This is a genomic window from Mycobacterium arosiense ATCC BAA-1401 = DSM 45069 (assembly GCF_002086125.1).
Lineage (GTDB): Bacteria > Actinomycetota > Actinomycetes > Mycobacteriales > Mycobacteriaceae > Mycobacterium > Mycobacterium arosiense.
Genome location: NZ_MVHG01000008.1, coordinates 90,627 through 114,023 on the forward strand (window position 1 = coordinate 90,627; position 23,397 = coordinate 114,023).

A 23,397-nucleotide genomic window follows, 5' to 3' on the forward strand; every position below is an offset into this window, starting at 1 on the left:
AGCTGCCTTGCGCCCGTGCACCGATCGCGCAATGCGCGATAACGGTTATGCATTTTTCGCTCCACCCGGACGCGGCATGAGTCATAATCGCCGGACGCTTCAAGACGTAGAGCTCCTCGTTTTGCAGCGCCAACTCACGCAACAGAACGGAGGTCTGGCGTGAGCGAGGTCGCGGCTGTCACATCGCAGCTCGATGCCGGAACTTGGCTGCCCGCTCAGCATTTCGCACTCGTCAGCGCGCGTTTACGGCCGTCAATTCTGCTGAATTTACCGCAACCGTTGCGTCAGAACAAGACTGCCGGTCTCGTAACTTGGAAAGGGCCTGACGCCAATGGCGACTAATGGCGCCGACCACTGGTCAGCGGGATTGCCGCAGCTGAAACTGAAATGGGACTTCTCCGGGCCCATGCACGCCGTCGGCGCCTTGTTCGCGATGTCGGCCGATGCGGTCAAGTACGCGTTCCGCCGACCGTTCCAGTGGCGGGAGTTTTTGGAGCAGTCCTGGTTTGTCGCCCGGGTCTCGCTGGCCCCTACCCTGCTGGTGGCCATCCCGTTCACCGTCCTCGTCAGCTTCACGCTCAACATCTTGCTGCGCGAACTGGGCGCGGCCGACCTCTCCGGTGCGGGCGCCGCTTTCGGTGCGGTCACCCAGCTCGGCCCGCTGGTCACGGTCTTGATCGTCGCGGGTGCCGGCGCTACGGCAATGTGCGCGGACCTGGGGGCGCGAACGATTCGCGAAGAAATCGACGCGATGGAGGTGCTCGGCATCAACCCGGTGCAACGGTTGGTCACGCCGCGCATGCTGGCGTCGGGATTGGTCGCCTTTCTGCTCAACAGCCTGGTGGTCATCATCGGGGTCCTTGGCGGTTACGTCTTTTCGGTGTTCGTCCAAGACGTCAATCCCGGTGCGTTCGCCGCGGGCATCACGTTGCTCACCGGTGTGCCCGAGGTGGTCATTTCGTGCGTCAAGGCAGCGCTTTTCGGACTCATTGCCGGCTTGGTCGCCTGCTATCGGGGCCTGTCGATCACCGCAGGTGGCGCCAAGGCCGTTGGCAACGCGGTCAACGAAACCGTCGTGTATGCCTTCATGTCGTTGTTCGTCGTCAACGTGGTCGTCACCGCGATCGGCATCAAGATGACGGCGAAGTAGGGTTGCCATGGCACTGAGGGCTGCATATCCGCGCTTGACCCGCCAACTCGAGAGGCCGGTCGCCCTGATGGGGCGCATCGGCGATCACACCCTGTTTTACGGCAAGGCGCTCGCCGGGGTGCCCTTCGCGGCCACTCGCTACACGCGCGAAGTCATTCGACTGATCGCCGAGATCAGCATGGGCGCGGGCACTTTGGCGATGATCGGCGGAACCGTTGTGATCGTCGGCTTCTTGACGCTGGCGGCGGGTGGCACCCTGGCCATTCAGGGTTACACCTCACTGGGCAATATCGGCATCGAGGCGCTGACGGGCTTTCTGTCCGCGTTCATCAACGTGCGGATTGCGGCACCGGTGGTCGCCGGGATCGGTTTGGCGGCCACTTTCGGCGCCGGGGTGACCGCTCAGCTGGGCGCCATGCGAATCAACGAAGAAGTGGATGCGTTGGAGAGCATGGCCATTCGGCCGGTCGCCTACTTGGTGAGCACCAGGATCCTGGCGGGAATGATGGCTATCACGCCCCTGTACAGCATCGCCGTCATCCTGTCGTTCTTGGCCAGTCAGTTCACCACGACGTTCCTGCTCGGACAGTCGCAGGGTTTGTACCAGCACTACTTCAACACGTTCTTGAACCCGATCGACCTGTTGTGGTCGTTCCTGCAGGCGATTCTGATGGCGCTCACCATCTTGCTGATCCACACCTATTACGGCTATTTCGCGTCGGGGGGGCCGGCCGGCGTCGGCAACGCGACCGGCAACGCGGTGCGCACCTCGCTCATCGTCGTGGTGTCGGTGACGCTGTTGGTCTCGCTTTCTATCTACGGCACGAACGGCAACTTCAACCTGTCCGGTTAGCAGAGGATGTGACACAGCAGTGACGCAGAACGTTCCGGCGGGTCGGGGCGCGGTCGCGGGCCAACCGGCGCGCACCGGCCATGCGCGGCCGCCCGCCGGACGGAGTTACCTGCCACCGTTGCTCGGACTGGCCACCGTCCTCATCATCGGTCTGATCTTCGCCGTGGCGGTGGGTCTGTTTCAGGGCTCGTTCACCGAAACCGTGCCGGTGACGGTGATCTCGCAGCGTGCCGGCCTGGTCATGAACCCCGACGCCAAGGTCAAGATGCGCGGGGTGCAGGTGGGCAAGGTCTCCGCGATCGAGTCGCTGCCCAACGGCCAGGCGGCCATTCACTTGGCGATGGACCCGTCGCAGTTGCACTTCATTCCCGGCAACGTGCTCGTCAACATCGCGTCATCAACGGTGTTCGGCGCCAAGTCCGTCGAGCTGGTTCCACCCGAGAAGCCCTCGGCCCAACGGCTACACGGCGGCCAGACGCTGCAGGGGCAGCACGTCATGGTCGAAATCAACACGGTGTTCCAGCAATTGGTATCGGTCCTGAGCCACATCGACCCGCCGAAGCTCAACGAATCGCTGGGTGCGCTGGCGCAGGCGTTCAGTGGACGTGGACCGCAACTTGGCCAGTCGCTGAGCGACCTGGATTCGTTCCTGGCCAGGCTCGAGCCGAGCCTGCCCGCATTCCGTCATGACCTCACGGTCTTACCGGCGGTGTCCGACGCCTACGCCGACGCGGCACCCGACTTGGTGAAGACCGCCTCCAACGCGACCCGGATCAGCAAGACGATCGTCGAAGAGCAGCACAACCTGGATGCGTTGCTGATCAGCGCGATCGGCCTGGCCGACATCGGCAACGACGTGCTGTCGACGAACCGCCAACCGCTGACGGATGTGCTGCATCTGCTGGTGCCGACCACCGATTTGACCAATGAGTACGCCCCGGCGCTCAACTGCGCTTTCGCCGGCCTCGTACAGATCTCGCACGGGGCGCCGCTGTCGGAACCGAGCATCAACATCTCGGCGAGCCTCACCTGGGGCGCCGAGCGGTATCGGTACCCGACGAACCTGCCCAAGGTTGCCGCGACGGGCGGCCCGCAGTGCGTGGGCCTGCCGAAGCTGCCGTTCAATACTGCTCCGCCGCAATTGATTACCGATATCGGCGCCAACCCGGTGAATTACGGGAACCCACAGCTGTTGATCAACTCCGATCTCCTCAAAGAGCTGTTGTACGGGCCGATCGCCGGACCGCCGCGCAACTCCGCGCAGATCGGGCAACCCGGATGAGAACGAGCGCAACGCTGGTCAAGTTCACGATTTTCGCGGTCGTGATGGCGATGCTCACCGCCTTCCTGTTCTTCATCTTCGGCCAGTACCGGACGGGTGCGACGACCGAGTATTCGGCGGTGTTCAACGATGTGTCGCGGCTCAAGCCGGGGCAGTCGGTGCGGGTCGCCGGGATCCGGGTGGGCACGGTCAACAGCGTTTCGTTGCGACCGGACAAGAAAGTCGTGGTGAAATTCGACGCCGACCGCAACGTCGTCCTCACCGAGGGCAGCAGGGCGGCGGTCCGCTACCTCAACCTGGTGGGCGATCGCTACCTCGAGCTCGTCGACGGTCCGGGGTCGCCCAAGCGGCTGCCGCCCGGCGGTCAGATTCCGGTCAGCCGCACCGCGCCGGCGCTTGACCTCGATTTGCTGCTCGGCGGGCTGAAGCCGGTCACCCAGGGTCTGAACGCGCGCGATGTCAACGCGCTGACTTCCGGATTGCTGCAGGTGTTCCAGGGTCAGGGCGGGACTCTCGAGTCGCTGTTCGCCAAGACGACGTCGTTCTCAAACGCCTTGGCGGACAACGATCGAACGGTGCAGCAACTGATCGACAACCTCAACATCGTGATCGGCACGATCTCCAAGGACGGCAAACAGTTCTCCGGCGCGATCGACCGTCTCGAGCAGCTTGTCAGCGGCCTGTCGAATGACCGCGACACGATTGGGTCCGCCATTGACGCCCTGGACAAGGGAACCGCCTCGTTGGCGGATCTGCTCGCCGAGGCCCGCCCGCCGCTGTCCGGCACCATAGCCCAGTTGAATCGGCTGGCGCCGATCCTCGATGGCGACAAGGACCGCCTCGACGCCGCAATCGCCAAGGCGCCGCAGAACTACCGCAAGCTGGTCCGGCTCGGCGTGAACGGCGCCACCATCCCTTATTACCTCTGCCAGTTCGGGATCCGCGGCACGGATCTCAACGGCAAGACCGTGCGCGCCAACATCTACCGGTCAGATGCAGAAAGGTGCACAGAACCCTGATGCTCAAGTATCGCGGAGCTGCGCTCGTCAAGCCCGGACTCATCGGCGTCGTCCTGGCGGTGATGGTCATCCTGGTGGGCCTGTCGCCCGACCGATTCATCCAATGGGCAACGATGGTCCGCTACCAGGCGCTGTTCACCGAAGCCGGCGGCCTTGCGACGGGCAACCCCGTGATCGTGTCGGGAATGAAGGTCGGCACGGTATCGGATGTGAAGCTGCGTCACGGCGATGCCCTGGTGACGTTCGCGATGAAGGGCAACATCCTGCTCGGCTCGGAGACTTCCGCGCACATCCGCACCGGCACGCTGCTGGGTGAGCGGATGCTGACGGTGGAGTCCGCCGGCAGCGGCACGATGCATCCCATGTCGCTGATCCCGGTCTCGCGCACGTCCTCGCCGTATTCGTTGAGCGAAGCGGTCAGTGACCTGACCACCGACACGGCCGGAACCAACACCACGGCGCTGAATCAATCGTTGGACACGCTGGCGGCAACCCTCGACCAGATCGCGCCCCAGATGGGGCCGGCCTTCGACGCACTCACCCGGCTATCGCGAACTCTCAACAGCCGCAACAAGAATCTGGGCGAGCTGTTCAAGAGCGCCGGCGATGTCACCGGGATACTTTCCGAACGCAGCATGCAGGTCAACAAGCTCATCCTCAACTCCGATTCCCTGCTCCAAGTGTTGGTCGCGCGGCGGCAGGAGATCGTGGACCTGCTGGCCAACACCTCGGCGGTGGCCAAGCAGCTGACGGCGTTGGTACACGACAACGAAGCCACACTGGCGCCCACGCTGGAGCGGCTGAATCGGGTGACCGGGGTGCTGGAAAAGAACCGCGACAACATCGGCAAAGCTCTGCCCGGTCTCGCCAAATTCGAGATCACGGTCGGCGAGGCCATCTCCGGTATGTATGCCTACCAGGCGTTCGCCCCGAACTTCCTTATCCCGCAACTCTTCCAGGAGTTGATCGACTACCTCTGGGGATTCCGCACCTTCGATACTTCCAAGGGCCCCGGCTTCCCGTCGCCGATACCGCGGGCGCTGACCCCCTGGCCGTACAACTCCATTCCGCAGTGCCCTGGCTGCACATTGGGCGGCCGGATCGGAGGGTCACAGTGACCTCGCTGATCTCCCGGATGCCGCGCAGGCGACTGGCGGTCGTGACGGCGGTCGTTCTGGTCGGGCTGATCGTTGCCGGCGCCGCCGTGGCCATCCGCAACACGTTTTTCGGGCCCAAGACGATCACCGCCTATTTCACCACCGCAACCGCGATCTATCCCCATGACGAGGTGCGGGTCTCGGGTGTCAAAGTCGGCAACATCAAATCGATTCAGCCGCAGGGCACACAGGCCAAGATGGTCCTCAAGGTCGACCGCGACGTGCCCATCCCAGCCGACGCCAAGGCGGTGATCGTCGCCCCGAATCTGGTGGCCGCCCGCTACGTCCAGCTCTCACCGGCCTACCGCGACAGTGGGCCGGTCATGCGCGACGGGGCGGTCATCCCGGTCGAACGGACCGCCGTGCCGGTCGAGTGGGACGAAGTCAAAACCCAGTTGATGCGGCTGGCAACGGATTTGGGGCCCAAGAGCGGGGTCTCGGGCACATCGGTGGGACGGTTCATCGACAGTGCCGCCAACGCGCTCGACGGCAACGGTGACAAGCTGCGGCAGACACTCGCTCAGCTGTCAGGGGCGGGCCGGATCCTTGCCAACGGCAGCGGCAACATCGTCGACATCATCAAGAACCTGCAGACCTTCGTCGGCGCGCTGCGCGACAGCAACGTGCAGATCGAGCAGTTCAACGGTCGCCTGGCCACGTTGACCAGCGTGGTCAACGACAGCAAATCCGACCTGGACGCGGCGCTGACCGATCTGTCGACGGCGGTGGGCGAGGTGCGGCGATTCATCGCCGGGACCCGCAACCAGACCAGCGAGCAGATCGCCCGGTTGGCCGATGTCACACAGAATTTGGTCGATCACCACATGGCCCTGGAAAACATCCTGCACACCTCGCCGAACGCGTTCGGCAACTTCTTCAACGACTACAACGCCGACACCGGAACCATCGTCGGCGGGTTCGGGCTCATGAACATGTCGAATCCAACCTGGGGCGGTCAGCTTCTGCTGTCCACTCCAGGCTGCACGCAGATCGGCGCCATCGAGAACATCACCGCCGTCGAATCCGGCAAGCTGTGCTCCCTGTTCCTCGGACCCGGGCTGCGCCAAACCAGCTGGAACAACTCGCCGATCCCCCTCAACCCGTTCATACAGAAGTCGATCGATCCGTCCAAGGTTCTCTACACCGAACCGCGCCTGGCGCCCGGCGGTGAGGGCCCGAAACCCGGACCACCCGAGATCCCGCCCGCGGTGTCGGCCTACACCGGCCTGCCGGGTGATCCGGTGGGACCGCCGGGAGCGGAGCCGCCGGAGCGGATACCGGGCGCGGCGATGCCACTGCCGCCGCCACCGTCGACACCGGCGCCACCACCGTCGGCGCCGACCTTGTCGGGCATGCTGCTGCCGGGCGAAGGGCCACAACAATGAGCGCCGGGGTTGCGGCCAAGCGGGTCTTCGCCATTGGCTGCTGCGTGGCGGTGACGGCTACCGGATGCGCGTTCCACGGCCTGAATTCACTGCCCCTGCCCGGTGCGGTCGGACGCGGCCCGGGGGCCAACATCTACCACGTCGAACTCCCGAATGTCGGTACGATGGAATCGAATTCGCCGGTGATGATCGACGACGTGGTTGTCGGCAGCGTCGGTGCCATGAGAGTCAAAGGCTGGCACGCCGACGTCGAGATCTCGGTCAAGCGCGATGTGGTGGTCCCGGCCAACGTGGTGGCCACCGTCGGTCAGACCAGCCTGCTGGGCTCGATGCATGTGGAGCTCAACACTCCGCTGGGCCAGCAGGGAAGCGGACGGCTGCAGCCCGGCGCCACCATCCCGCTCAGCCGCTCATCGGCCTACCCGTCGACGGAGCAGACGCTGTCGTCGTTGGGAGCGGTCGTCAACGGCGGTGGGCTGGGACAGATCGGGGAGGTCATCCACAACTTCTCGGCCGCCCTGTCCGGGCGCGAGGGCGCGGTGCGTGACCTGATCACCCGCCTGGATACGTTCGTGGGCACGCTGGATGACCAGCGGGACAACATCGTCGCTTCCATCCAGGCGCTAAACCGGCTCGCCGGCACGTTCGCGGACCAACGCGACGTCGTCACCGAAGCGCTGCGCAAGGTACCGCCGGCGCTCGAGGTGTTGATCAAGGAGCGGCCGCGTCTGACGGCCGCCCTGGATCATCTTCGCGCGTTCAGCAACACCGCCACGCGGCTGGTCAACGACGCCCAGGCCGACCTGGTCACGAATCTCAAAAACTTGGAGCCGACCATCAAAGCGCTCGCCGACGTCGGACCGGATTTCGGCGCGGCCATCGCGGCCTCGTTCGTGTTCCCGTTCACCCAGAACTTCGTCGACCGAGCGGTCCGAGGCGACTTCTTCAACCTGCATTTCGATTTCGACATCACCATTCCACGGCTGAAGAAGGGGTTGTTCCTCGGAACCCATTGGGGACAGCTGGACATGCCGATTCCGCCGGTCCCCGGGGACCCGTATCGCCTCAATTACACACTCGATCCTTTGCATAACCCGCTGAGGCCGCCGTGGGTCGATCCCAACGCGTTGCCGCTGCCCCCGCCACCGCCGGGTGCGGTGCCCGGACCTTCATCGGCTTACGGCCCGCCGCCTGGTCCCCCGCCGAACGCGGCTCCGCTGCCCGGGCCTGCGCCGAACGCGGCTCCGCTGCCCGGGCCTGCGCCGAACGCGGCCCCGGTGCCTGACGCGGGTCTGGATCAATCGCCGGTGCCCGCAGAAGCGCCTTCGACGGGAGCGGGTGGATAGATGCTGACGCGCTTCGTTCGGATCCAGCTGGCGGTCTTCGTGATCGCGGGAACCATTGGCGTGATCGCGATGGTCCTGTTCTACATCCAGGCGCCGACGCTGCTGGGCATCGGCCGGATGACGGTGACGCTGGAGCTGCCGGCCACCGGCGGCCTGTACCGGTTCTCGAACGTTACCTACCGCGGGGTGCAGCTCGGCAAGGTCACCTCGGTGGGTTTGACACCGACCGGCGCGAAAGCGACGCTGTCGCTGAGCACTTCACCCAAGGTCCCCGCGAACCTCACGGCGGAGGTGCTCAGTGTCTCCGCGGTGGGCGAACAGTACGTGGACCTACGGCCCAAAACCGATTCGCCGCCCTACCTGCACGACGGCTCGGTTATCTCGGTGCGCGACACGACAATTCCGCAGCCGGTGGCCCCAATGCTCGAGCAGGTAAGCGCCTTGGTCCAAAGCATCCCGAAGACCAAACTCGGCCAGTTGCTCGACGAGTCCTTCCAGGGTTTCAACGGTTCCGGTTACGACCTGGGGTCGCTGATCGATTCCTCGAAGACGCTGTCCCGCGACGCCAATGGCGTCGTCGATCGCACCAAGGCCCTTACCGAAGACACCGGGCCGCTGCTGGACACCCAGGCGCGCACCACCGATTCGATCAGAACGTGGGCGCGCAGCTTGGCCGGCATCTCGGATACGCTGGTGAACAACGATTCTCACTTCCGGACCATCCTGCAGAAGGGTCCCGATACCGCGAACGAAGCGTCTCGGCTTCTGCAACAAATCAAGCCGACGCTGCCGGTGTTGCTCGCCAACCTGACCACCATCGGGCAGATCGGCGTCACCTACCACCCGTCGATCGAGCAGTTGCTGGTGTTGTTGCCGTCGGGCGTTGCCATCGAGCAGGCGGCCCAGGGTGAAAACCACCCAGACGGTAGGGCTTACGGCGACTTCGCGGCCACGGTCGACGATCCGCCTATTTGCACGGTCGGCTTCATGCCACCCAACACCTGGCGATCCCCGGACGACCTGTCCGACATCGACACCCCGGACGGGTTGTATTGCAAACTCCCGCAGGATTCACCGATCGCGGTGCGCGGTGCCCGTAACTATCCCTGCATGGGTCACCCGGGCAAGCGCGCGCCGACCGTCGAAATCTGCAACAGCGACAAGCCGTACATGCCGCTGGCGATGCGCCAGCACACGACCGGTCCCTATCCATTGGATCCAAACCTGTTGGCCCAGGGCGTCCCGCCCGATGACCGGATCACCACCAACGACAGGATTTTCGGCCCGGTCGAGGGTACGCCGCTGCCGCCGGGGGCGGTGCCGCGCGGCGCGCCCGCGGGGCCGCGGGGCGAAAATCCGCCACCGGGCACCGTGGGGGCCGCCGTTCCCCCGATGCCGTCTTCGGGACCGGCGCTGGCGCCGATGTCGAGAATGTCGGCGGATCTGCCGCCCATCGCGCCACTCGATGTCCCTGCGGCGGGGGAGCTTCCGCCGCCCCCCGCCGCGCCGCCGGCATTGCCTATTGCCCCGCTCGTTTCTCCCGAACCCGCACCGGCCGGTCCCGCGCCGGCCGACGCACCCGCCGACGGAGGACCCCAGGCCGCGCCAAGCTCGTTCGGAGCCAACGCATCTAAGCCCGCCCCGTCGGTCGCGGTGGCGAAGTACGACCCGCGCACCGGTCGTTATGTCGGTCCGGACGGGAAGTTGTACCAGCAGTCCGATCTCGTCGCTCCGAAAGCGCCGAGGACGTGGAAGGACATGCTTCCCACCTGAATTCGCTGCGAGGCAAAGCCCGCCCGAGGGTGGGGCGATGAAGCTATGACCGCGCGGTCAGGAGAGCTGGTCCAAGCGCAACGGCATCGTTATGTCAAGCCACTGGTTTTGCCCGCAGGCGCCGCTTGGGCCGACCGTCTTGTCCTTACCCGAGAGGACCCGCGACCCGATCTGGAATCCGCCGTTATCGTTCACCGGGTAGAAGAAGAAGGTTTGTATGCCGGGGAACGTGGTACCGTCCTCGCAACGCTCCCAGTTCGGCACTTCGCGCCTTACCTTCCACATCTCCCCATCCTTCATGTAGAGGGGCGCGCTCCAGCCCTGGTCGCTCGCCACCGAGCCATGGCATTCCATGGTCGAGTCGCAGGTCGAGCTGATCGTCCAAACTTGGTAGACCGTCGGTTCGCCGAAATACTGATCATTTCGCTGGGCCCAATCGCCAATGGACGTGGCGCGGTAAGTCCCGTTGAGCGCCACGTCTTCTTTGGTTATCGCCCGGGCCGGGGATGCAGTGCTCAAACCGCCGAATACGGTGGCGGCCAACAACGTTGCGGTGGTGAGTGTTCTGACTGAACGCATCAGGTGCTCCTCGAAGCGCGTAATCCGAGAGTGCCTATCGGGCGCCTTTTCGCCGTCGGTTGCGGCGTTCTCGAGCGATGACGTTACACCGCTTCGGCCTGCCAGGTAACGGTTGGGACAAGATCTGCCGCGCTCATCCAGACGGGTCGAATTTCGTAATCAGCCAGGAACCGTGGACCTTTTTCAGCGTCACAAGGACGCTGCTCTGCGTCTTCTCGGGATCTTTCCTGTGGGCGCTTGCCGTGGTCTGGTCGACGAATACCAGCACCACGGCCGAATCAGGATGCAATTCCGAGACTGCGGCCCGAACCACCTTCGCGGTCGCCGTCAGTTGTCCCTTCTCCGCCGTCGGCGCGACGACATCGTCGGTGAATTTGCTGTAATAGGTCAGAAAGTCGCCGGTGAGATGCGATTTCGCATTGTTGAAATCGCGGTTTAAATGGTCGTAGGAATACGTCAACGCGGCCACGGTGCCGTCTGATGCCGCCTGGATCGCCCGGCGCGCCGCCGCATCACCGACCTGCTGATCCGGCCGATACAGGATGAAGTACACGCCCGCAGCGACTCCCACGGCGGCGACGACCAACGTTGTCGCCACGATGGAACGCCACCTTGCCCAATACGGACGGGCCCGCCGTCGAATCGCTGCCAGCCGGCCCGAGCGTGCAGGTCCCTCGGCAGCGGGCGCCATTTCCTCCTCGTCGGCGGGTGAAGTCTGTACTCCGTCAATCTCTTCGATGCCGTCCACCGACGAGCCATGTTCGGCAGTCATCGCAGGAATTCGATTTTCGACATCTTGAGCTGGCCGCCGTCGCGGGCCATGTTGACGCTGAGCCGAAACAAAGCCGGTGGCGGTTTTGCGTTATCCGGCCCAATGGGATCGGTTTTCGCCGCCACCAGCACGACTCCCGAATTGTCGCTCAACGACTGGACGGCGACGCCTTCGATGGTGACCTTGGTCCCGACCTTGGTCTCTTCGGCCTTCTTGACCATCAGGGGCGACAGCACGGATAGCTGGTCTTTCTGGTCGCCCGTGGACGCATCGATCGTGCGCTGGACATCCTCCTTGGCATGAGCGGGGTCAATCGACATGAAGGCCGTGATCCCTTGCCGGGCGGCTGCACTGAACTCCGCGGCGAGTTGGCGATTATGCACCGCGATGTGGTGCTGCCACAGCATGTACCCGGTCGCGGCGACAGAGGCCGAGAAGAGCACGGAGCCGACGCCGACCGCCACTGTTTTCCGCTTTGGCCGCCGCAGCCACCGCGGCCGTCCCGGACGCCGGAGCCGTAGCCGCATCCGGGTCCGCGTCGCGGGGCGGCGACGCTCGACACCTGGGGAAGCACCGTCCTCCTCGTCCGCGTCCCCGGTTCCGGCGGCCCGGCGCAGTTTTGCGAGGCGTGCCCGAGCCGCCTCGGCGCGCGCTTCGGCCTGGGCGACGTCTTCCGCGTCCGCTTCCGGGACGGGTGCTACGGCGTCCGACTCGACCCCCGGCCGGGCGCGATCGGTCACTTCCGCCGCGTCATCACGTGGGTCGGCGTCAGGCCGTTCCGGATCGTGCACGGAGAAGCAGCTTATCACTGTGGCCTGGGCCCAATGCCGTCATCGTTCGGCCGCCTTCGTGGCCCTTACATGCGGAAATGCTCGCTCGCCGGGGAACGGGGCACGGGGGGCGATTGGGATGGTGGGGCGCCAGCCCTCGCCGGCCCAGGTGATCTTCTCCAACCAGGAGAATTTTCTTTTCGGGTGTGGCAGAGTAATCGGGTGCGATCAATCGTTGCTTTGGTTGCCGCATTGCTCGGCGCCGGGGTGGTGGCGGCGCCGCCAGCCTCGGCCGGGCCGACCGTCTGCGACTACCCAGCCTGCACCCCGGGCATCATGCCGCATCAGGTCCTCGGCGCGCCGTGTGACAACACCACTTACTACGCCTTCGGTGTCGCCGACGGATACGTTTCCTTCGCCTCGGAGCCCGGCCGGTTGATGTTCTGCGGCTCGCCGAGGCGATACCAGCCGCGATGGTTCCGCTCACCGCCGATGGCGGGGGTCAAGGAAGAGAATTCCGACTGCACGAACTATCTGAACTACGTGGCGCAGGCGCCTGACGGTCTGTTCCTGATCTGTATTGCTCACGACGGCATATCGAGCTGGGTCCGCGCTGACACGTAGCCGAGTCGCCGTCAGTCGCGGGATTTCCGAGGCAGACCGAGCAGGCGCCGGCTCAAATCGGTAACCCGCTCGAGCAAGGTCTCGTCGTCGATATCGGCTACCAGCGGATGCATGACCGCGGTGCTCAGCGCGCCGGAGAACATGGCGGCCTCGATCCGCCCGTCCAATCCCGCATCGCTCAGCAGAACCCGGTACAAACGGTCCATGAAACGTTGAAACGGCTTGTGCTCGGCCAGCAACCGGACGACGACGGGATCGAATTGCAGCGTGCGCACCAGCCGGCGGTCGCGGACCGCCATCTCAATCACGCCGACCAACAACGCATCTCGCGCCTGGGGCCCGTCGTCGTATGCTTCGGCGGCCTCGAGGGCGGGCTCGAGCCGGCCCAGTTCGCGCTCGGTCACTGCGATGACGATCTGCTCTTTGGTCCGGAACTGATGGTAGACAGCAGCTTTCGTGATACCGACGGCGTCGGCGATCATCTGCAGCGACGTACCGCTGACGCCGTGGGTGGCGATCAAATCCAGCGCGGCATCGAGCACCCGCGTCCGTGCCGGGCTGTGCTCGATGAGCCAGAATTGCTCATCGGTGTCCGGCTCTCGTACTACTCCCACGGACCGAGACTAGACGACGCTATTGACCCTGGCTAGCCGATCGGCTAGCTTCGCTCACGAACCCGGTTTCGGTGGGAATCTCGCGCGGGGAAGGAGTGCCGATGCCCGACGTCGGCGGAAACGATGCAGGCGCCAGCCAATCGGCGCGAACGGCCTCGCGGCGGACCGATGGCGAGCTGATTCTGCTCTGGACGTTGCCGGCGGCGCTGATCCTGTGGATCGCGTCCTTCTTCCTGTTTCCCGGGTTCAACCCGCCGATGTCGCCCACCATGCCGGCCGATCAGGTGGCCGCGTTCTACCGCGATCCGGCGCATATCCCGCAAATCCGTTCCAGCATGATCCTGTTCAACTGGTTCGGCGTGTGCCTTGTGCCGATCCTGGCCCTGATCGTGCTGCAGATTCGCCGTATGGCGCACCGGACGCCGATCTTCTCCTACGCCATGCTTGGGTGCGCGGCCGGCGGTCCGACGTTGTTTCTCGTCGCCAACGTCTGCTGGCTGCTGGCCGCCTTTCGGCCGGAGCGCAGCCCCGAGCTGACGCAGCTGCTCAACGATCTCGGCTGGATCACCTTCACCATTTTGGTCCCGTTCTTGATCGGGCAGTGCGTAATCCTGGCCCTGGCAATCTATTTCGACAACAAGTCCCGCCCGGTGTTCAGCCGGTGGGTGGCCCACTTCAACCTTCTGGTGGGGGCCGCTCTGGTGCCGGCGTCATTCGTCGGCGTGTCGCTGACCGGCCCGCTGGCCTGGGACGGCTTGCTGTCTTTCTGGCTGAAAAACGGCGCCATCGCCGTCTGGATCGTCGTGATGGGCGTTGTCCTGGGCCAGGCCGTTTATCGAGAGCGGTCCGAAAACCGGGAGCGCTCAGACGAATTGGCTACCGCATGAGCGCGGTGATCACACCGCCGACGCCCCCGGCGACGCCGCCCGCAGGGCCCTTCCATCACCGAATCGGCTGGCACCTGCGGCGCGACCCCAAGCGAGAACTGTGGCTGGCCTGGGGGGTGCTCATGGTGTTCTACGGCCTCTTCTTCCCGATGTTCTTCATCGTGGCGCAGGTCCAGCCGCCGCCGGAGCCCACCTGCGACCTTGCGACGCAGGCCCACTGGTTCGCCGAACGTCGCCTCGGCATACCCGTCGGCTTCGGCGTCGTCTTCGCCATCAGCGGCATGATCGCGGTCAACAACGCCCTCATCGCGTATTCGATGCGGCGCATGTCGGTCAGCCGCGCGTTCGCTTACTCGTATCTGCTCATCTACTCGCTCAGTGCGGTACCGGGGATGCTGTTGCTCAACATCGCGCTGATCGTCGGCACGCTGCGACCGGACCGCGACCCCCGGGTGATCGGCTGGCTGTATGACTTCGCGTTCCTGTCCTTTGACGGGACGATGGGAGTGTTCCTGGTCGGCTCGCTGATCTGGATGGTGGCGATACTGCTCGACAAGAATCGCGTGTTTCCTAAGTGGTTCGGCTATCTCAACCTGTGCAACGCGCTGACCGAGGTGGTCGTGGCGCCCTGCTGGATCTTCCGGCGCGGCGTGTTCGCGTGGGATGGCGAGATCGCGTGGTGGCTGGACATGGTGGTGTTCGGCATCTACCAGGTCACGTTCATCGTCATGCTGTTTCAGATGATCCGCCGCGAAGACTTCGGGACCGGCGTGCTACCGGACCTGCCGTCCCAGAAAGCGGTGGCGCAATGACCGGCCTGGCCGACAAGCCCGCACGCGTGCGGGCCGTGCCGGGCCAACCGGACATGTGGGCCTTTGTCCTGTTCGAGACCCTGGTATTCACAGCGTATTTCGGCTTCTACCTGTTCTCCCGAGGCCGCAATCCCGAGCTTTTCCTGCAATCACAAGCTCAGCTCGACCTGCGCGTCGGGGTCTTCAACACGTTGGTCTTGTTGCTCAGCTCATGGTCGGTGGCGCGGTGTGTCCAGTCGGCCCGCGCCGGGGCGTACCGGGCGGCTCTCCGAGATGTCTTCATCACGACGTCATTCGCAGCAATCTTCCTGTTTTTCAAGGTGTTTGAGTGGACTCGGTTGGTCCGCGCCGGCAATGGCATCGACAGCAATGACTTCTACATGTATTACTTCTTTCTCACCGGCGTCCACTTCGTGCACCTGTTGATCGGCTTCGTGGTCCTCGGCGTCATCATCTACCAACTTCGGAGCCCGGCGCGGCACGACCAAAATCTCGTCGAAACCTGCGCAACGTATTGGCACACTGTCGATTTCCTGTGGGTGCTCATTTTTGCGCTGCTCTACGTGGTGAGGTGAGCGAGTGAAACTCAACAAGAGACTGTTGTTCGTCTGGCTGATCCTGGCCGCCCTGACCCTGGCCTACCTGGGGATAGATCACTCCGCCGGAGGATTGCTGAGATCCAGCGCGGTGGTCACGTCGAGCGTCATCGTCACCGCACTGGTCAAGGTGCGCATCATCTTTCACGAGTTCATGGAGGTGCGAGACGCCCCGGCCCTGCTGTGCCGGCTCACCGACGCGTGGGTGGTGCTGATTGCCGTTGTGCTGCTCGGCAGTTACTTCGTCGGCAGGCAGGTCCGGTAGCCCTTGCGAGCGATGGGTCGCTAGCCGACCGGCGCGACCGCGTCGGCGGTGGTGAACCTCAAGTGCAGTTCGCTCAGGCCGCGCAGGATGTACGTCGGTTCGTAGGTGTAGCGACGCTCGGTGGCCGGCCCGTGATGGGCTTCGTTGATTTCGATGCGCGGCATCCGGTCCAGGATCCGCTCGATCGAGACACGGCCCTCGACGCGGGCGAGCGGGCCGCCGGGGCAGGAGTGCACACCGCGGGCGAACGCCATGTGTTCGCGAACGTTCTTGCGGCGCAGGTCGAATTCGTGCGGGTTGTCGAACCGGCGCGGGTCACGGTTGGCCGCACCCGGCAGGATCATCACCACGGTTCCGGCGGGGATGTCGATACCGCCGATGCTGGTCGCCTTGCGGGCCAGGCGTGAGTCGCTCTTCACCGGGCTGTCCATGCGCAGCGACTCCTCGATGAACCCGGGAATCAGGCTGCGGTCGTCACGCAACTGTTGCTGGATGTCCGGCCGGTCACCGAGCACCTGCAGGGCGGCGCTGAGCAGCTTGGCCGTCGTTTCCTGGCCGGCGGCGAACAGGAACGTTGCCGAGCGGACCACCTCGATCACCGGGGGCGTCGACCCGTCCGGATACTTCGCCGCCGCCAGGGAGGTCAGCACGTCGCCGCGCGGCTCGCGGCGCCGATCCTCGATGTAGTTACAGAACTTGTCGTCGAGCCACTCGAGGGGGTTGATGCCCACCGACTCGTGGTCCAAGGCGCCCACGCGTGCCTCGGGGCGGTCGGCGCCCAGGACCTTGCGGAACTCCTTGTGGTCGGATTCCGGCACGCCGAGCAGGTCGGCGATCACCAGAGTGGCGAACGGCTTGGAGTATTCGGCGATGAACTCGCACTCCCCGGTGTCGAGGAACTCGTCGAGCTGACGGTCGGCGAGGCGCCACATGAACTCCTCGTTCTGCTTCAGCCGGCTCGGGGTCAGCAGCTTGGCGAGCACCGACCGGGCCTTGGTGTGCTCCGGCGGATCCATGGTGACCATGTGCTCGTTCATCGGGAAGGAGCTGCGGTGCGCGTCGATCTGGGGGCTGATGTCGTCGCCTTCGGGCGTGAACGGGAGCGGCGGGAACGGGCCGCCGAGCGCGACGATGTTCGAGAAAGTGTCGGGGTCCTTATAGACCTCGCAGGCCTCGTCATAGCCGGTGACCGCGACGACGCCGTAGTGCGGCAGGCGCAGCACCGGGTTTTGGCTCCGCAGGTAATCGAAGTACGGATGCGGGTCCGGGACTAGAGACGGATCGGTAAAGAAGTCGATCGAGTCATAGTCGGTCATCTTCAGTGAGTCCCCCTGGGCTGGGTTTACCGGTGGTGTTCGGCGGCAAGCCGTATCGCCGCCCGATTACGAGATCAGAAATATGCTGAGCACCTGCTTAGCATGGCGGTAATGTCAGGGTCAAGGTTGAGGGCGCCGCGCCACGATACGATCCGTGTGGTCGGCACGGGATGGCACACAGTACGGAGCAGGGACATGACATCGGCCCGCAGGATCGGGGCGCCGGACGCGAAAAACCGTGGTCTGCTGCTCGATGCTGCCGAGCAGCTGATGCTCGAAGAGGGTTATGCCGCGGTGACATCGCGCCGCCTCGCGAATAAGGCGGGGCTGAAGCCCCAGCTGGTGCACTACTACTTCCGCACCATGGAGGAACTGTTTCTGGAGGTTTTCCGTCGCCGCGGTGAAGAGGCGCTTGAGGTGCACACCCAGCTGATCATGTCGCCGCAGCCGCTATGGGCGCTGTGGCGGTTCGGCACCGATCCCGCATTCACGCGAATTTCCATGGAATTCATGGCGCTGGCTAACCACCGCAAAAAGATGCGAGCCGAAATCGCCTATTACGCTGAGCGGCTGCGCGAAAACCAGCGCCAGGCGGTGACGGCCGCGTTGGAGCGTCACGGGGAAGTCAGAGAAGATATCCCGCCTGTGGTGTGGACGCTTCTGATGAGCAGCCTGTCGTGGTTCCTGGTTCTCGAGCAGGCGGTTGGGATTTCCGCCGGTCACGCAGAAACCGTGGAACTAGTGGAAAGTTACCTGCGCCGCGTGGAGGGCGAGCCGCAACCGATCGAGGGTGTGCCGGAGACCTGGCTGGTTCACCAGTTGCGCAGCGAACAGAGCACGCCTTTGGGGCCGTCCTTGGAAACGACGACGGCGCCGTCTACCGCAAGATCACAGTGAAGTCCCGGTGCGCCGGGCTCCGTGCCCGTGGTCGCCACGACCATCGCGTACACGTCGGGTTTGGACAGGTCCAGCTCATAACTCCACGGCTTACCCGGGGCGAGGTCGACCTCGACGTGTGGTGTGAACGAGTAGGAGTTGTGGCTGTAGTCGGAAAACTTGGCCGGCTCGTGGTCGAGGTAATAGATGCTGGTGTAGATCGGGTGCTGCGCGGTGACGGTGTACTTGACGTGGTGCATGACGGGGTCGTCGGCATGCGCCCGTCCGCTGCCCACCAGCACGCCCGCCGCCGCTAACAGACAGGCCAACGAGATGGCGGGGCCGACGCCCATCACCGTCTTCACGTTGATGGTCATGACGCTCCTCCGGATCCCGGGCGGGGTTTGGTGTTGCGGCCCATGACCCGTTCTGCGGCCTGCCAGTGTGGGTCGGCAACCCATAGTCGCGCAAAGGATGCTATCGCCTCATCAGGAGAAACTCCGCGGATTACGCGCTTTATCTCCGTGGCCGGGCGGCGGGCAAGCGACCTCGCGACCGCTCGCCAGCCCTCGTCGGGTGAGTCGAAGACGCCGCGGGGCAGCACCCGGTCCACCAGACCGATCCGCTCGGCCTCGGCCGCGCCGAGGGCGATTCCGGAACCGGCCAACAACAGCGCCTTGCTCCTTCCGACCAGCGCGGCCAGCCGCTCGGCTCCGCCCCAGGCCGGCATGATCTCCAGCTGCACCTGGTTGAAGGCGATCTTGACATCGTCGGCGGCCACGCGGATGTCGGCGGCGACCGCGACTTCGGCGCCGCCACCGAACGCGTGACCGTTGAGCGCGGCGATGACGGGGGCGGGGAAGTCCGCCAGCTGATCGCAGATGGACCGCATCCGTCGGGCCATCGCCGCGGCGTCGTCCTCGGTCCGCAGCGCGCTCAATTCCTTGAGGTCACCGCCGGAGACGAAGGCCTTGTCCCCGGCGCCCTTGATCACCAGCGCCTGCGCGTCCGCCGCCGCGTCCAGCGCCTTCTCCAGCTGGTCCATGGTGTCCAGACCAATGGCGTTGCGCGCGTGCGGGCGGTCGATGGTGACCACGGCCAACCCGTCGTCGATCTCCAGGTCCACCATGTTCGTGTGATCGCTCCTCGGCAAGAACCCGATATTGGCATTCTCTTTTCGCGAGAATAACATCATCGCTGCAGCCCACGAACTTTCGCCGGCGAGATTCGAGGTAACTCGGTGCGGAGCCCAATCGTGACCGCCACGGCGGTCCTGACCGTCGCCTTGGTCGCGTCGTGCACCTCGGGGCCGCCGACCCAACTCGCCAGCACGGCATCAGTCACCGTCAACGGCAACGACCGGAATTTTCACATCGTCAAATGCGGCCAACGCGAATGGACGCGGACGATCGACATCGGTAGCGATTTCGCCGGCGCCAAGCTGATCGTCGACGAGAACGCCCAACCGCCGACCCTCGAGTCGGTGCGCATCCAGAACCTGGGTGGCTTCACCGGGATGTACTCCCGGGGCGGCGACGGGACCGGCGACCTGAGCGTGTCGGGTGACAAATTCACCGTCAGCGGCAAAGCCAACGGCTACAAGACCGACAAACCCAGCGAACCGGCCACCGCCACGTACAGGATTTTCGTGTCGTGCTGACGCGTCGTACCGCGGTCCGGCGGGGCCACGTTGCGATTGGGCGGCTGTAGAGAATAGTATTCTCACAAATCAAGAAGGAGGATTTCATGGGGCAGTTGTCGCATCGGGAAGACGTCCCGTTTCCGATCTTTGACGCGGACAACCATCTATACGAGCCGCCGGAGGCGCTGACCAAGTTCCTGCCCAAGGCTTATCAGGACTACGTCCAGTACGTGCAGGTCAACGGGCGGACAAAGATCGCCATCCGCGGCCACATCAGCAACTACATTCCCAACCCGACCTTCGAGGTCGTCGCCCGGCCGGGCGCCTGGGAGGAGTACTTCAAGTACGGCAACCCGGACGGCAAGAGCAAGCGCGAGCTGTTCGGCGAGCCGATGCGCGCGATCCCGGCGTTCTTCGAGCCCGGCCCGCGCCTGGAGAAGATGAACGAGCTGGGCCTGGACCGCACGTTGATGTTCCCCACGCTGGCCAGCCTGCTCGAGGAGCGGCTGCGCGACGACCCGGTGGCCATCCACGTGCTGGTCCACGCGCTGAACGAGTGGCTCGACGACGTCTGGGGCTTCAACTACCAGAACCGCATCTTCACCACCCCGGTCATCACGCTGCCGATTGTCGAGAAGGCGATCGAAGAACTGGAATGGGCCGTCAAGCGCGGTGCCCGGGCCATTTTGATCCGCCCGGCTCCCGTCCCCGGCTTCCGCGGTCCGCGGTCGTTCGCGGTGCCCGAGTTCGACCCGTTCTGGGAGCGGGTCGTCGAGCACGACGTGCTGGTTGGCATGCACTCCAGCGACAGCGGCTACTCCCGTTACACCTCCGAGTGGGACGGCGCCGAACAGGAGATGTTGCCGTTCCAAACCAACGCGATGGGCATCCTCAACGAATGGCGGCCGATCCAGGATGCGGTGGGCTCGTGGGTGATCCACGGCGCGCTCTACCGCCACCCGAAGCTGAAGGTCGCGATCGTCGAGGCCGGTTCGAAGTGGATGACCCCGCTGTTGGACGGCCTGACCGAGGTCTTCCGCAAGGCCCCGGAGGCTTTCCCGAGCGACCCCGTCGAGATGGTCAAGAACCGGATCCATGTCAGCCCGTTCTTCGAGGACGGCATCGACGATCTGATCAGCCTCGTCGGTGTGGATCAGGTCTTGTACGGCTCGGACTGGCCGCACCCGGAAGGGCTGGCAGAACCGACGTTCTACGTCAACGCGCTGTCGCACCTGCCCGTTGACGACCAGGCCAAGATCATGGGCGGCAACCTCGGTCGGCTCGTCACGGTGTGACGTATAGCTTGCCCGGGGGAGAGCCGGCCAATCGGGCATGGCGGACCATCCCCGAGATGGTCTTGAGCGCATCGGACCGGTTCGGCGACGCCGAAGCAGTCGTCGACGGTCCGCTGCGTTTGACTTTCGCCCAGGTCGTCGAGCGAATCCGATGCGCCGCAGGGGCTTTCGCCGATCTCGGCGTCGAAAAGGGTGACCGGGTCGCGATCTGGGCACCCAACTCGGCCGAGTGGATCATCGCCGCGTTCGGGTTGCTCACCGCGGGCGGTGTGCTCGTCCCGGTCAACACGCGGTTCAAAACCGAAGAGGCCGGCGACGTCATCGGCCGCAGCAAGGTGAAGGCCGTGCTGGTGCAGAAGGGCTTTCTGGATCAGGACTACACCGCTCCCGCCGGGGTGCCGGTCATCGACCTGAAGTCCGACTTCCTGTCCAGCGGTTCACCGTTAGAGCGTCCGGTGAGCGGCACCGATACCTCGGACATCATCTTCACCTCGGGCACGACCGGGCGCCCCAAGGGCGCGATGCTCAACCACGGCCAAACGCTGCGCATGTACGAGGAGTGGGCGACGCTCGCGGACCTGCGTCAGGGCGACCGCTATTTGCAGATCAACCCGTACTTCCACACGTTCGGGCTCAAGGCCGGCCTCGTCACGTCTTTCCTGCGCGGTGCGACGATGCTGCCCGTCGCGGTGTTCGACGTCGACAGGGTCGTGAACCTCATTGAACGCGAACGCATTACGATGCTTCCCGGACCGCCGACGCTGTATCACTCGTTGCTGACGGTGGGGGACAAGTCCAAGCTGTCGTCGCTGCGTGCGGGGGTGACCGGCGCCGCCGACATTCCCGTCGAGCTGGTGCGGCGCATCCATGACGAGCTGCCGTTCCAGACGCTGATGACGGGTTACGGCCTCACCGAGGCCGGCAACGTCACCCTCTCGCTCCCCGGCGACTCCTTCGAGGATGTGGCCACCACCGCGGGCGTGCCATGCGACGGGGTCGAGGTGCGCATCGCCGATGACGGCGAGGTGCTGGTCCGCGGGTACGGCGTCATGCAGGGGTATCTCGACGAACCGGAGGCCACCGCCCAAGCGATCGACGACGAGGGGTGGCTGCACACCGGAGATTTGGGGGAGTTCACCGAGTCCGGTCGGCTGCGCATCGTCGGCCGGAAAAAGGACATGTTCATCGTCGGTGGGTTCAACGCCTATCCGGCCGAGATCGAGGGCTTCCTGCTCAACCACCCGGCCGTCGCGCAGGCGGCCGTCCTCGGTGTCCCCGACGAGCGGATGGGCCAGGTGGGCAAGGCCTTCGTGGTCCGTAACGCCGATGTCAGCGCCGAAGAGTTGATCGCCTGGTGCCGCGACCGGATGGCCGGATTCAAAGTGCCGCGCGCGGTAGAGTTCCTTGATTCACTTCCACTCAACGCCACCGGGAAGGTGATGAAGGACCAACTGCGATGAACAACGGCGACATTCACTCGATGGTGATCGCGTCGGACTATCGCGTCCCCGATCCGACCCGGGTGTGGCCGCTGCTGCAACGCAATAAGTCCGCCCTGGCCGACATCGGCGCCCACCACGTGCTGGTCTACACCTCGACACACGACCATGGCCGGGTGTTGGTGATGATCGGCGTCCACAGCCGTGAGCCGATCGTGGAGCTGCTGCGCTCCCGGGTCTTCTTCGACTGGTTCGATGAGGCCGGCGTCGAGGACATTCCGGCGGTCTTCGCCGGCGAGATCGTCGACAGGTTCATCGCGCAGCCACCGAAAACCCCTGCGGCGCCGGGTGTGGTGGTGGCCGCGATCACCTCGGTCAACGACGTGTCCCTGCTGACCTCCGAAGTCGGCATGGCGATGGACAGGTTCACCTCTGCCGGAATCCGAAAGACGTGGGTGTTCAGGGCTTTTGACGACGACCATGAGGTGCTGATCCTGCAGGAGTTTCCCGACGAGGAGAGCGCGCGGCGCTGGATCGACCACCCCGATGCCGCGGCGCAGTGGATGTCCGGGGCGGGCATCGGTGCCTACCCACCGCTGTTCGTCGGCCGATTCTTCGACATGATGCGCATCGAGGCGGACTGAGGGCTCGCCGGTGGTCGTATGCCTGTGCAACGGCGTCACCAGCCAAACCGTGACCGAGGCCGTGGAATGCGGGGCGTCGACCACCAAGGAAGTCGCCCAGGCATGTGGCGCGGGCGCCGACTGCGGTCGCTGCCGGCGCACGGTGCGGGCCATCCTGCGATCCTTTAGCCCGCAGCGAACGCCGAACTCCCGCTAGGAGCTTGCTGAATTAGGGGTTTGTGGGGCGGGGCGTCTCGAGCCGTCTCGCGGCGTGTTGGAGTCAGACCCTCGGGTCGACAGAAAAGAGATCGCCCCGCCGGGT

The 23,397-nt window shown here is 64.8% G+C and carries 26 protein-coding genes; 19 read left to right on the plus strand and 7 right to left on the minus strand.

Annotation, left to right across the window (positions count from 1 at the left end):
- The first annotated feature begins 331 nt into the window (after nucleotides 1-331).
- From BST14_RS06005 to BST14_RS06040, 8 genes are read left to right on the plus strand one after another with little or no spacing between them, the layout of a single operon-like run.
- Nucleotides 332-1,150, plus strand: coding sequence for an MlaE family ABC transporter permease (locus tag BST14_RS06005; protein WP_083063656.1), 819 nt, complete (start codon nucleotides 332-334; stop codon nucleotides 1,148-1,150).
- A gap of 7 nt (nucleotides 1,151-1,157) precedes the next feature.
- On the plus strand, nucleotides 1,158-2,003 hold the full coding sequence (locus tag BST14_RS06010; protein ID WP_083063657.1) for an ABC transporter permease: 846 nt from the start codon (nucleotides 1,158-1,160) through the stop codon (nucleotides 2,001-2,003).
- A gap of 19 nt (nucleotides 2,004-2,022) precedes the next feature.
- Complete coding sequence (locus tag BST14_RS06015) at nucleotides 2,023-3,285, plus strand: MCE family protein (RefSeq protein WP_083063658.1); 1,263 nt, start codon at nucleotides 2,023-2,025, stop codon at nucleotides 3,283-3,285.
- Nucleotides 3,282-4,304, plus strand: coding sequence for an MCE family protein (locus tag BST14_RS06020; RefSeq protein WP_083063659.1), 1,023 nt, complete (start codon nucleotides 3,282-3,284; stop codon nucleotides 4,302-4,304). The genes BST14_RS06015 and BST14_RS06020 overlap by 4 nt, the downstream gene beginning before the upstream one ends.
- Nucleotides 4,304-5,422, plus strand: coding sequence for an MCE family protein (locus tag BST14_RS06025; protein ID WP_083063660.1), 1,119 nt, complete (start codon nucleotides 4,304-4,306; stop codon nucleotides 5,420-5,422). Before BST14_RS06020 ends, BST14_RS06025 begins: the two co-directional genes overlap by 1 nt.
- A gap of 17 nt (nucleotides 5,423-5,439) precedes the next feature.
- Nucleotides 5,440-6,846, plus strand: a complete 1,407-nt coding sequence (locus BST14_RS06030) for an MCE family protein (protein ID WP_211280663.1) — start codon at nucleotides 5,440-5,442, stop codon at nucleotides 6,844-6,846.
- Nucleotides 6,843-8,192, plus strand: coding sequence for an MCE family protein (locus BST14_RS06035; RefSeq protein ID WP_083063662.1), 1,350 nt, complete (start codon nucleotides 6,843-6,845; stop codon nucleotides 8,190-8,192). The genes BST14_RS06030 and BST14_RS06035 overlap by 4 nt, the downstream gene beginning before the upstream one ends.
- Complete coding sequence (locus BST14_RS06040) at nucleotides 8,193-9,965, plus strand: MCE family protein (protein WP_083063663.1); 1,773 nt, start codon at nucleotides 8,193-8,195, stop codon at nucleotides 9,963-9,965.
- A gap of 57 nt (nucleotides 9,966-10,022) precedes the next feature.
- On the opposite strand, the gene BST14_RS06045 is transcribed toward BST14_RS06040, so the two are convergent.
- The 3 genes from BST14_RS06045 to BST14_RS06055 all read right to left on the minus strand — a co-directional run bounded on the left by BST14_RS06045 (nucleotide 10,023) and on the right by BST14_RS06055 (nucleotide 12,107).
- Complete coding sequence (locus BST14_RS06045) at nucleotides 10,023-10,544, minus strand: Rv2253/PknI dimerization domain-containing protein (RefSeq protein WP_083063664.1); 522 nt, start codon at nucleotides 10,542-10,544, stop codon at nucleotides 10,023-10,025.
- Between the two features lie 133 nt (nucleotides 10,545-10,677).
- The gene (locus tag BST14_RS06050) at nucleotides 10,678-11,316 is read right to left on the minus strand and encodes a hypothetical protein (RefSeq protein WP_083063665.1); all 639 of its coding nucleotides are present in this window, start codon (nucleotides 11,314-11,316) and stop codon (nucleotides 10,678-10,680) included.
- Complete coding sequence (locus tag BST14_RS06055) at nucleotides 11,313-12,107, minus strand: Rv1363c family protein (protein WP_083063666.1); 795 nt, start codon at nucleotides 12,105-12,107, stop codon at nucleotides 11,313-11,315. Before BST14_RS06055 ends, BST14_RS06050 begins: the two co-directional genes overlap by 4 nt.
- Before the next feature lie 201 nt (nucleotides 12,108-12,308).
- Here BST14_RS06055 and BST14_RS06060 point away from each other — a divergent pair, with 201 nt between their 5' ends.
- The gene (locus tag BST14_RS06060; protein WP_083063667.1) at nucleotides 12,309-12,710 is read left to right on the plus strand and encodes a hypothetical protein; all 402 of its coding nucleotides are present in this window, start codon (nucleotides 12,309-12,311) and stop codon (nucleotides 12,708-12,710) included.
- 11 nt (nucleotides 12,711-12,721) lie between these two features.
- On the opposite strand, the gene BST14_RS06065 is transcribed toward BST14_RS06060, so the two are convergent.
- On the minus strand, nucleotides 12,722-13,324 hold the full coding sequence (locus BST14_RS06065; protein ID WP_083063668.1) for a TetR/AcrR family transcriptional regulator: 603 nt from the start codon (nucleotides 13,322-13,324) through the stop codon (nucleotides 12,722-12,724).
- A 101-nt stretch (nucleotides 13,325-13,425) separates the two neighbouring features.
- Between BST14_RS06065 and BST14_RS06070 the strand changes: the two genes are divergently transcribed.
- Genes BST14_RS06070 through BST14_RS06085 form a run of 4 tightly spaced genes read left to right on the plus strand, consistent with a single transcriptional unit; the run spans nucleotide 13,426 to nucleotide 15,884 of the window.
- Nucleotides 13,426-14,211, plus strand: coding sequence for a hypothetical protein (locus BST14_RS06070; RefSeq protein WP_083063669.1), 786 nt, complete (start codon nucleotides 13,426-13,428; stop codon nucleotides 14,209-14,211).
- A complete protein-coding gene (locus tag BST14_RS06075; protein ID WP_083063670.1) occupies nucleotides 14,208-15,023 on the plus strand; it encodes a hypothetical protein in 816 nt (271 codons plus the stop codon). Before BST14_RS06070 ends, BST14_RS06075 begins: the two co-directional genes overlap by 4 nt.
- Nucleotides 15,020-15,598, plus strand: a complete 579-nt coding sequence (locus tag BST14_RS06080; RefSeq protein ID WP_083063671.1) for a cytochrome c oxidase subunit 3 family protein — start codon at nucleotides 15,020-15,022, stop codon at nucleotides 15,596-15,598. The genes BST14_RS06075 and BST14_RS06080 overlap by 4 nt, the downstream gene beginning before the upstream one ends.
- Nucleotides 15,599-15,602: 4 nt before the next feature.
- Nucleotides 15,603-15,884, plus strand: a complete 282-nt coding sequence (locus BST14_RS06085) for a cytochrome C oxidase subunit IV family protein (protein ID WP_083063672.1) — start codon at nucleotides 15,603-15,605, stop codon at nucleotides 15,882-15,884.
- A gap of 20 nt (nucleotides 15,885-15,904) precedes the next feature.
- On the opposite strand, the gene BST14_RS06090 is transcribed toward BST14_RS06085, so the two are convergent.
- Nucleotides 15,905-17,200 (minus strand): cytochrome P450, encoded by a 1,296-nt coding sequence (locus tag BST14_RS06090; RefSeq protein ID WP_083063673.1) that lies wholly within the window; start codon nucleotides 17,198-17,200, stop codon nucleotides 15,905-15,907.
- 195 nt (nucleotides 17,201-17,395) lie between these two features.
- On the opposite strand from BST14_RS06090, the gene BST14_RS06095 reads away from it, so the two are divergent.
- Nucleotides 17,396-18,097 carry a TetR/AcrR family transcriptional regulator gene (locus BST14_RS06095; protein WP_083063674.1) on the plus strand — a complete coding sequence of 234 codons (702 nt, stop codon included), beginning with the start codon at nucleotides 17,396-17,398 and terminating at the stop codon, nucleotides 18,095-18,097.
- On the opposite strand, the gene BST14_RS06100 is transcribed toward BST14_RS06095, so the two are convergent.
- Both BST14_RS06100 and BST14_RS06105 read right to left on the minus strand, forming a co-directional pair.
- Nucleotides 18,013-18,453 (minus strand): Rv2576c family protein, encoded by a 441-nt coding sequence (locus BST14_RS06100; protein WP_497795575.1) that lies wholly within the window; start codon nucleotides 18,451-18,453, stop codon nucleotides 18,013-18,015. The genes BST14_RS06095 and BST14_RS06100 overlap by 85 nt on opposite strands.
- Nucleotides 18,450-19,205: an enoyl-CoA hydratase/isomerase family protein gene (locus BST14_RS06105; protein ID WP_083063690.1), complete on the minus strand. Its 756-nt coding sequence runs from the start codon at nucleotides 19,203-19,205 to the stop codon at nucleotides 18,450-18,452. The genes BST14_RS06100 and BST14_RS06105 overlap by 4 nt, the downstream gene beginning before the upstream one ends.
- 111 nt (nucleotides 19,206-19,316) lie before the next feature.
- Here BST14_RS06105 and BST14_RS06110 point away from each other — a divergent pair, with 111 nt between their 5' ends.
- The 5 genes from BST14_RS06110 (at nucleotide 19,317) to BST14_RS06130 (ending at nucleotide 23,292) form a co-directional block, all read left to right on the plus strand.
- Nucleotides 19,317-19,736 (plus strand): lipoprotein LpqH, encoded by a 420-nt coding sequence (locus tag BST14_RS06110; RefSeq protein ID WP_083063675.1) that lies wholly within the window; start codon nucleotides 19,317-19,319, stop codon nucleotides 19,734-19,736.
- A gap of 86 nt (nucleotides 19,737-19,822) precedes the next feature.
- A complete protein-coding gene (locus BST14_RS06115) occupies nucleotides 19,823-21,013 on the plus strand; it encodes an amidohydrolase family protein (protein ID WP_083063676.1) in 1,191 nt (396 codons plus the stop codon).
- A 56-nt stretch (nucleotides 21,014-21,069) separates the two neighbouring features.
- A complete protein-coding gene (locus tag BST14_RS06120; protein WP_245845323.1) occupies nucleotides 21,070-22,473 on the plus strand; it encodes a FadD3 family acyl-CoA ligase in 1,404 nt (467 codons plus the stop codon).
- Nucleotides 22,470-23,096, plus strand: a complete 627-nt coding sequence (locus BST14_RS06125; RefSeq protein ID WP_083063678.1) for a fatty-acid--CoA ligase — start codon at nucleotides 22,470-22,472, stop codon at nucleotides 23,094-23,096. Before BST14_RS06120 ends, BST14_RS06125 begins: the two co-directional genes overlap by 4 nt.
- A 10-nt stretch (nucleotides 23,097-23,106) precedes the next feature.
- Nucleotides 23,107-23,292 (plus strand): (2Fe-2S)-binding protein, encoded by a 186-nt coding sequence (locus tag BST14_RS06130; RefSeq protein WP_083063679.1) that lies wholly within the window; start codon nucleotides 23,107-23,109, stop codon nucleotides 23,290-23,292.
- Nucleotides 23,293-23,397: the final 105 nt, after the last annotated feature.

Coding starts and splice junctions, on each gene's coding strand:
- BST14_RS06040 (WP_083063663.1), top strand. CDS start 8,193: ATGCTGACGCGCTTCGTTCGGATCCAGCTGGCGGTCTTCGTGATCGCG.
- BST14_RS06090 (WP_083063673.1), bottom strand. CDS start 17,200: ATGACCGACTATGACTCGATCGACTTCTTTACCGATCCGTCTCTAGTC.
- BST14_RS06115 (WP_083063676.1), top strand. CDS start 19,823: ATGGGGCAGTTGTCGCATCGGGAAGACGTCCCGTTTCCGATCTTTGAC.
- BST14_RS06125 (WP_083063678.1), top strand. CDS start 22,470: ATGAACAACGGCGACATTCACTCGATGGTGATCGCGTCGGACTATCGC.
- BST14_RS06120 (WP_245845323.1), top strand. CDS start 21,070: ATGGTCTTGAGCGCATCGGACCGGTTCGGCGACGCCGAAGCAGTCGTC.
- BST14_RS06080 (WP_083063671.1), top strand. CDS start 15,020: ATGACCGGCCTGGCCGACAAGCCCGCACGCGTGCGGGCCGTGCCGGGC.
- BST14_RS06025 (WP_083063660.1), top strand. CDS start 4,304: ATGCTCAAGTATCGCGGAGCTGCGCTCGTCAAGCCCGGACTCATCGGC.
- BST14_RS06045 (WP_083063664.1), bottom strand. CDS start 10,544: ATGCGTTCAGTCAGAACACTCACCACCGCAACGTTGTTGGCCGCCACC.
- BST14_RS06105 (WP_083063690.1), bottom strand. CDS start 19,205: ATGGTGGACCTGGAGATCGACGACGGGTTGGCCGTGGTCACCATCGAC.
- BST14_RS06030 (WP_211280663.1), top strand. CDS start 5,440: ATGCCGCGCAGGCGACTGGCGGTCGTGACGGCGGTCGTTCTGGTCGGG.
- BST14_RS06035 (WP_083063662.1), top strand. CDS start 6,843: ATGAGCGCCGGGGTTGCGGCCAAGCGGGTCTTCGCCATTGGCTGCTGC.
- BST14_RS06020 (WP_083063659.1), top strand. CDS start 3,282: ATGAGAACGAGCGCAACGCTGGTCAAGTTCACGATTTTCGCGGTCGTG.
- BST14_RS06050 (WP_083063665.1), bottom strand. CDS start 11,316: ATGACTGCCGAACATGGCTCGTCGGTGGACGGCATCGAAGAGATTGAC.
- BST14_RS06005 (WP_083063656.1), top strand. CDS start 332: ATGGCGACTAATGGCGCCGACCACTGGTCAGCGGGATTGCCGCAGCTG.
- BST14_RS06010 (WP_083063657.1), top strand. CDS start 1,158: ATGGCACTGAGGGCTGCATATCCGCGCTTGACCCGCCAACTCGAGAGG.
- BST14_RS06095 (WP_083063674.1), top strand. CDS start 17,396: ATGACATCGGCCCGCAGGATCGGGGCGCCGGACGCGAAAAACCGTGGT.
- BST14_RS06100 (WP_497795575.1), bottom strand. CDS start 18,453: ATGACCATCAACGTGAAGACGGTGATGGGCGTCGGCCCCGCCATCTCG.
- BST14_RS06070 (WP_083063669.1), top strand. CDS start 13,426: ATGCCCGACGTCGGCGGAAACGATGCAGGCGCCAGCCAATCGGCGCGA.
- BST14_RS06075 (WP_083063670.1), top strand. CDS start 14,208: ATGAGCGCGGTGATCACACCGCCGACGCCCCCGGCGACGCCGCCCGCA.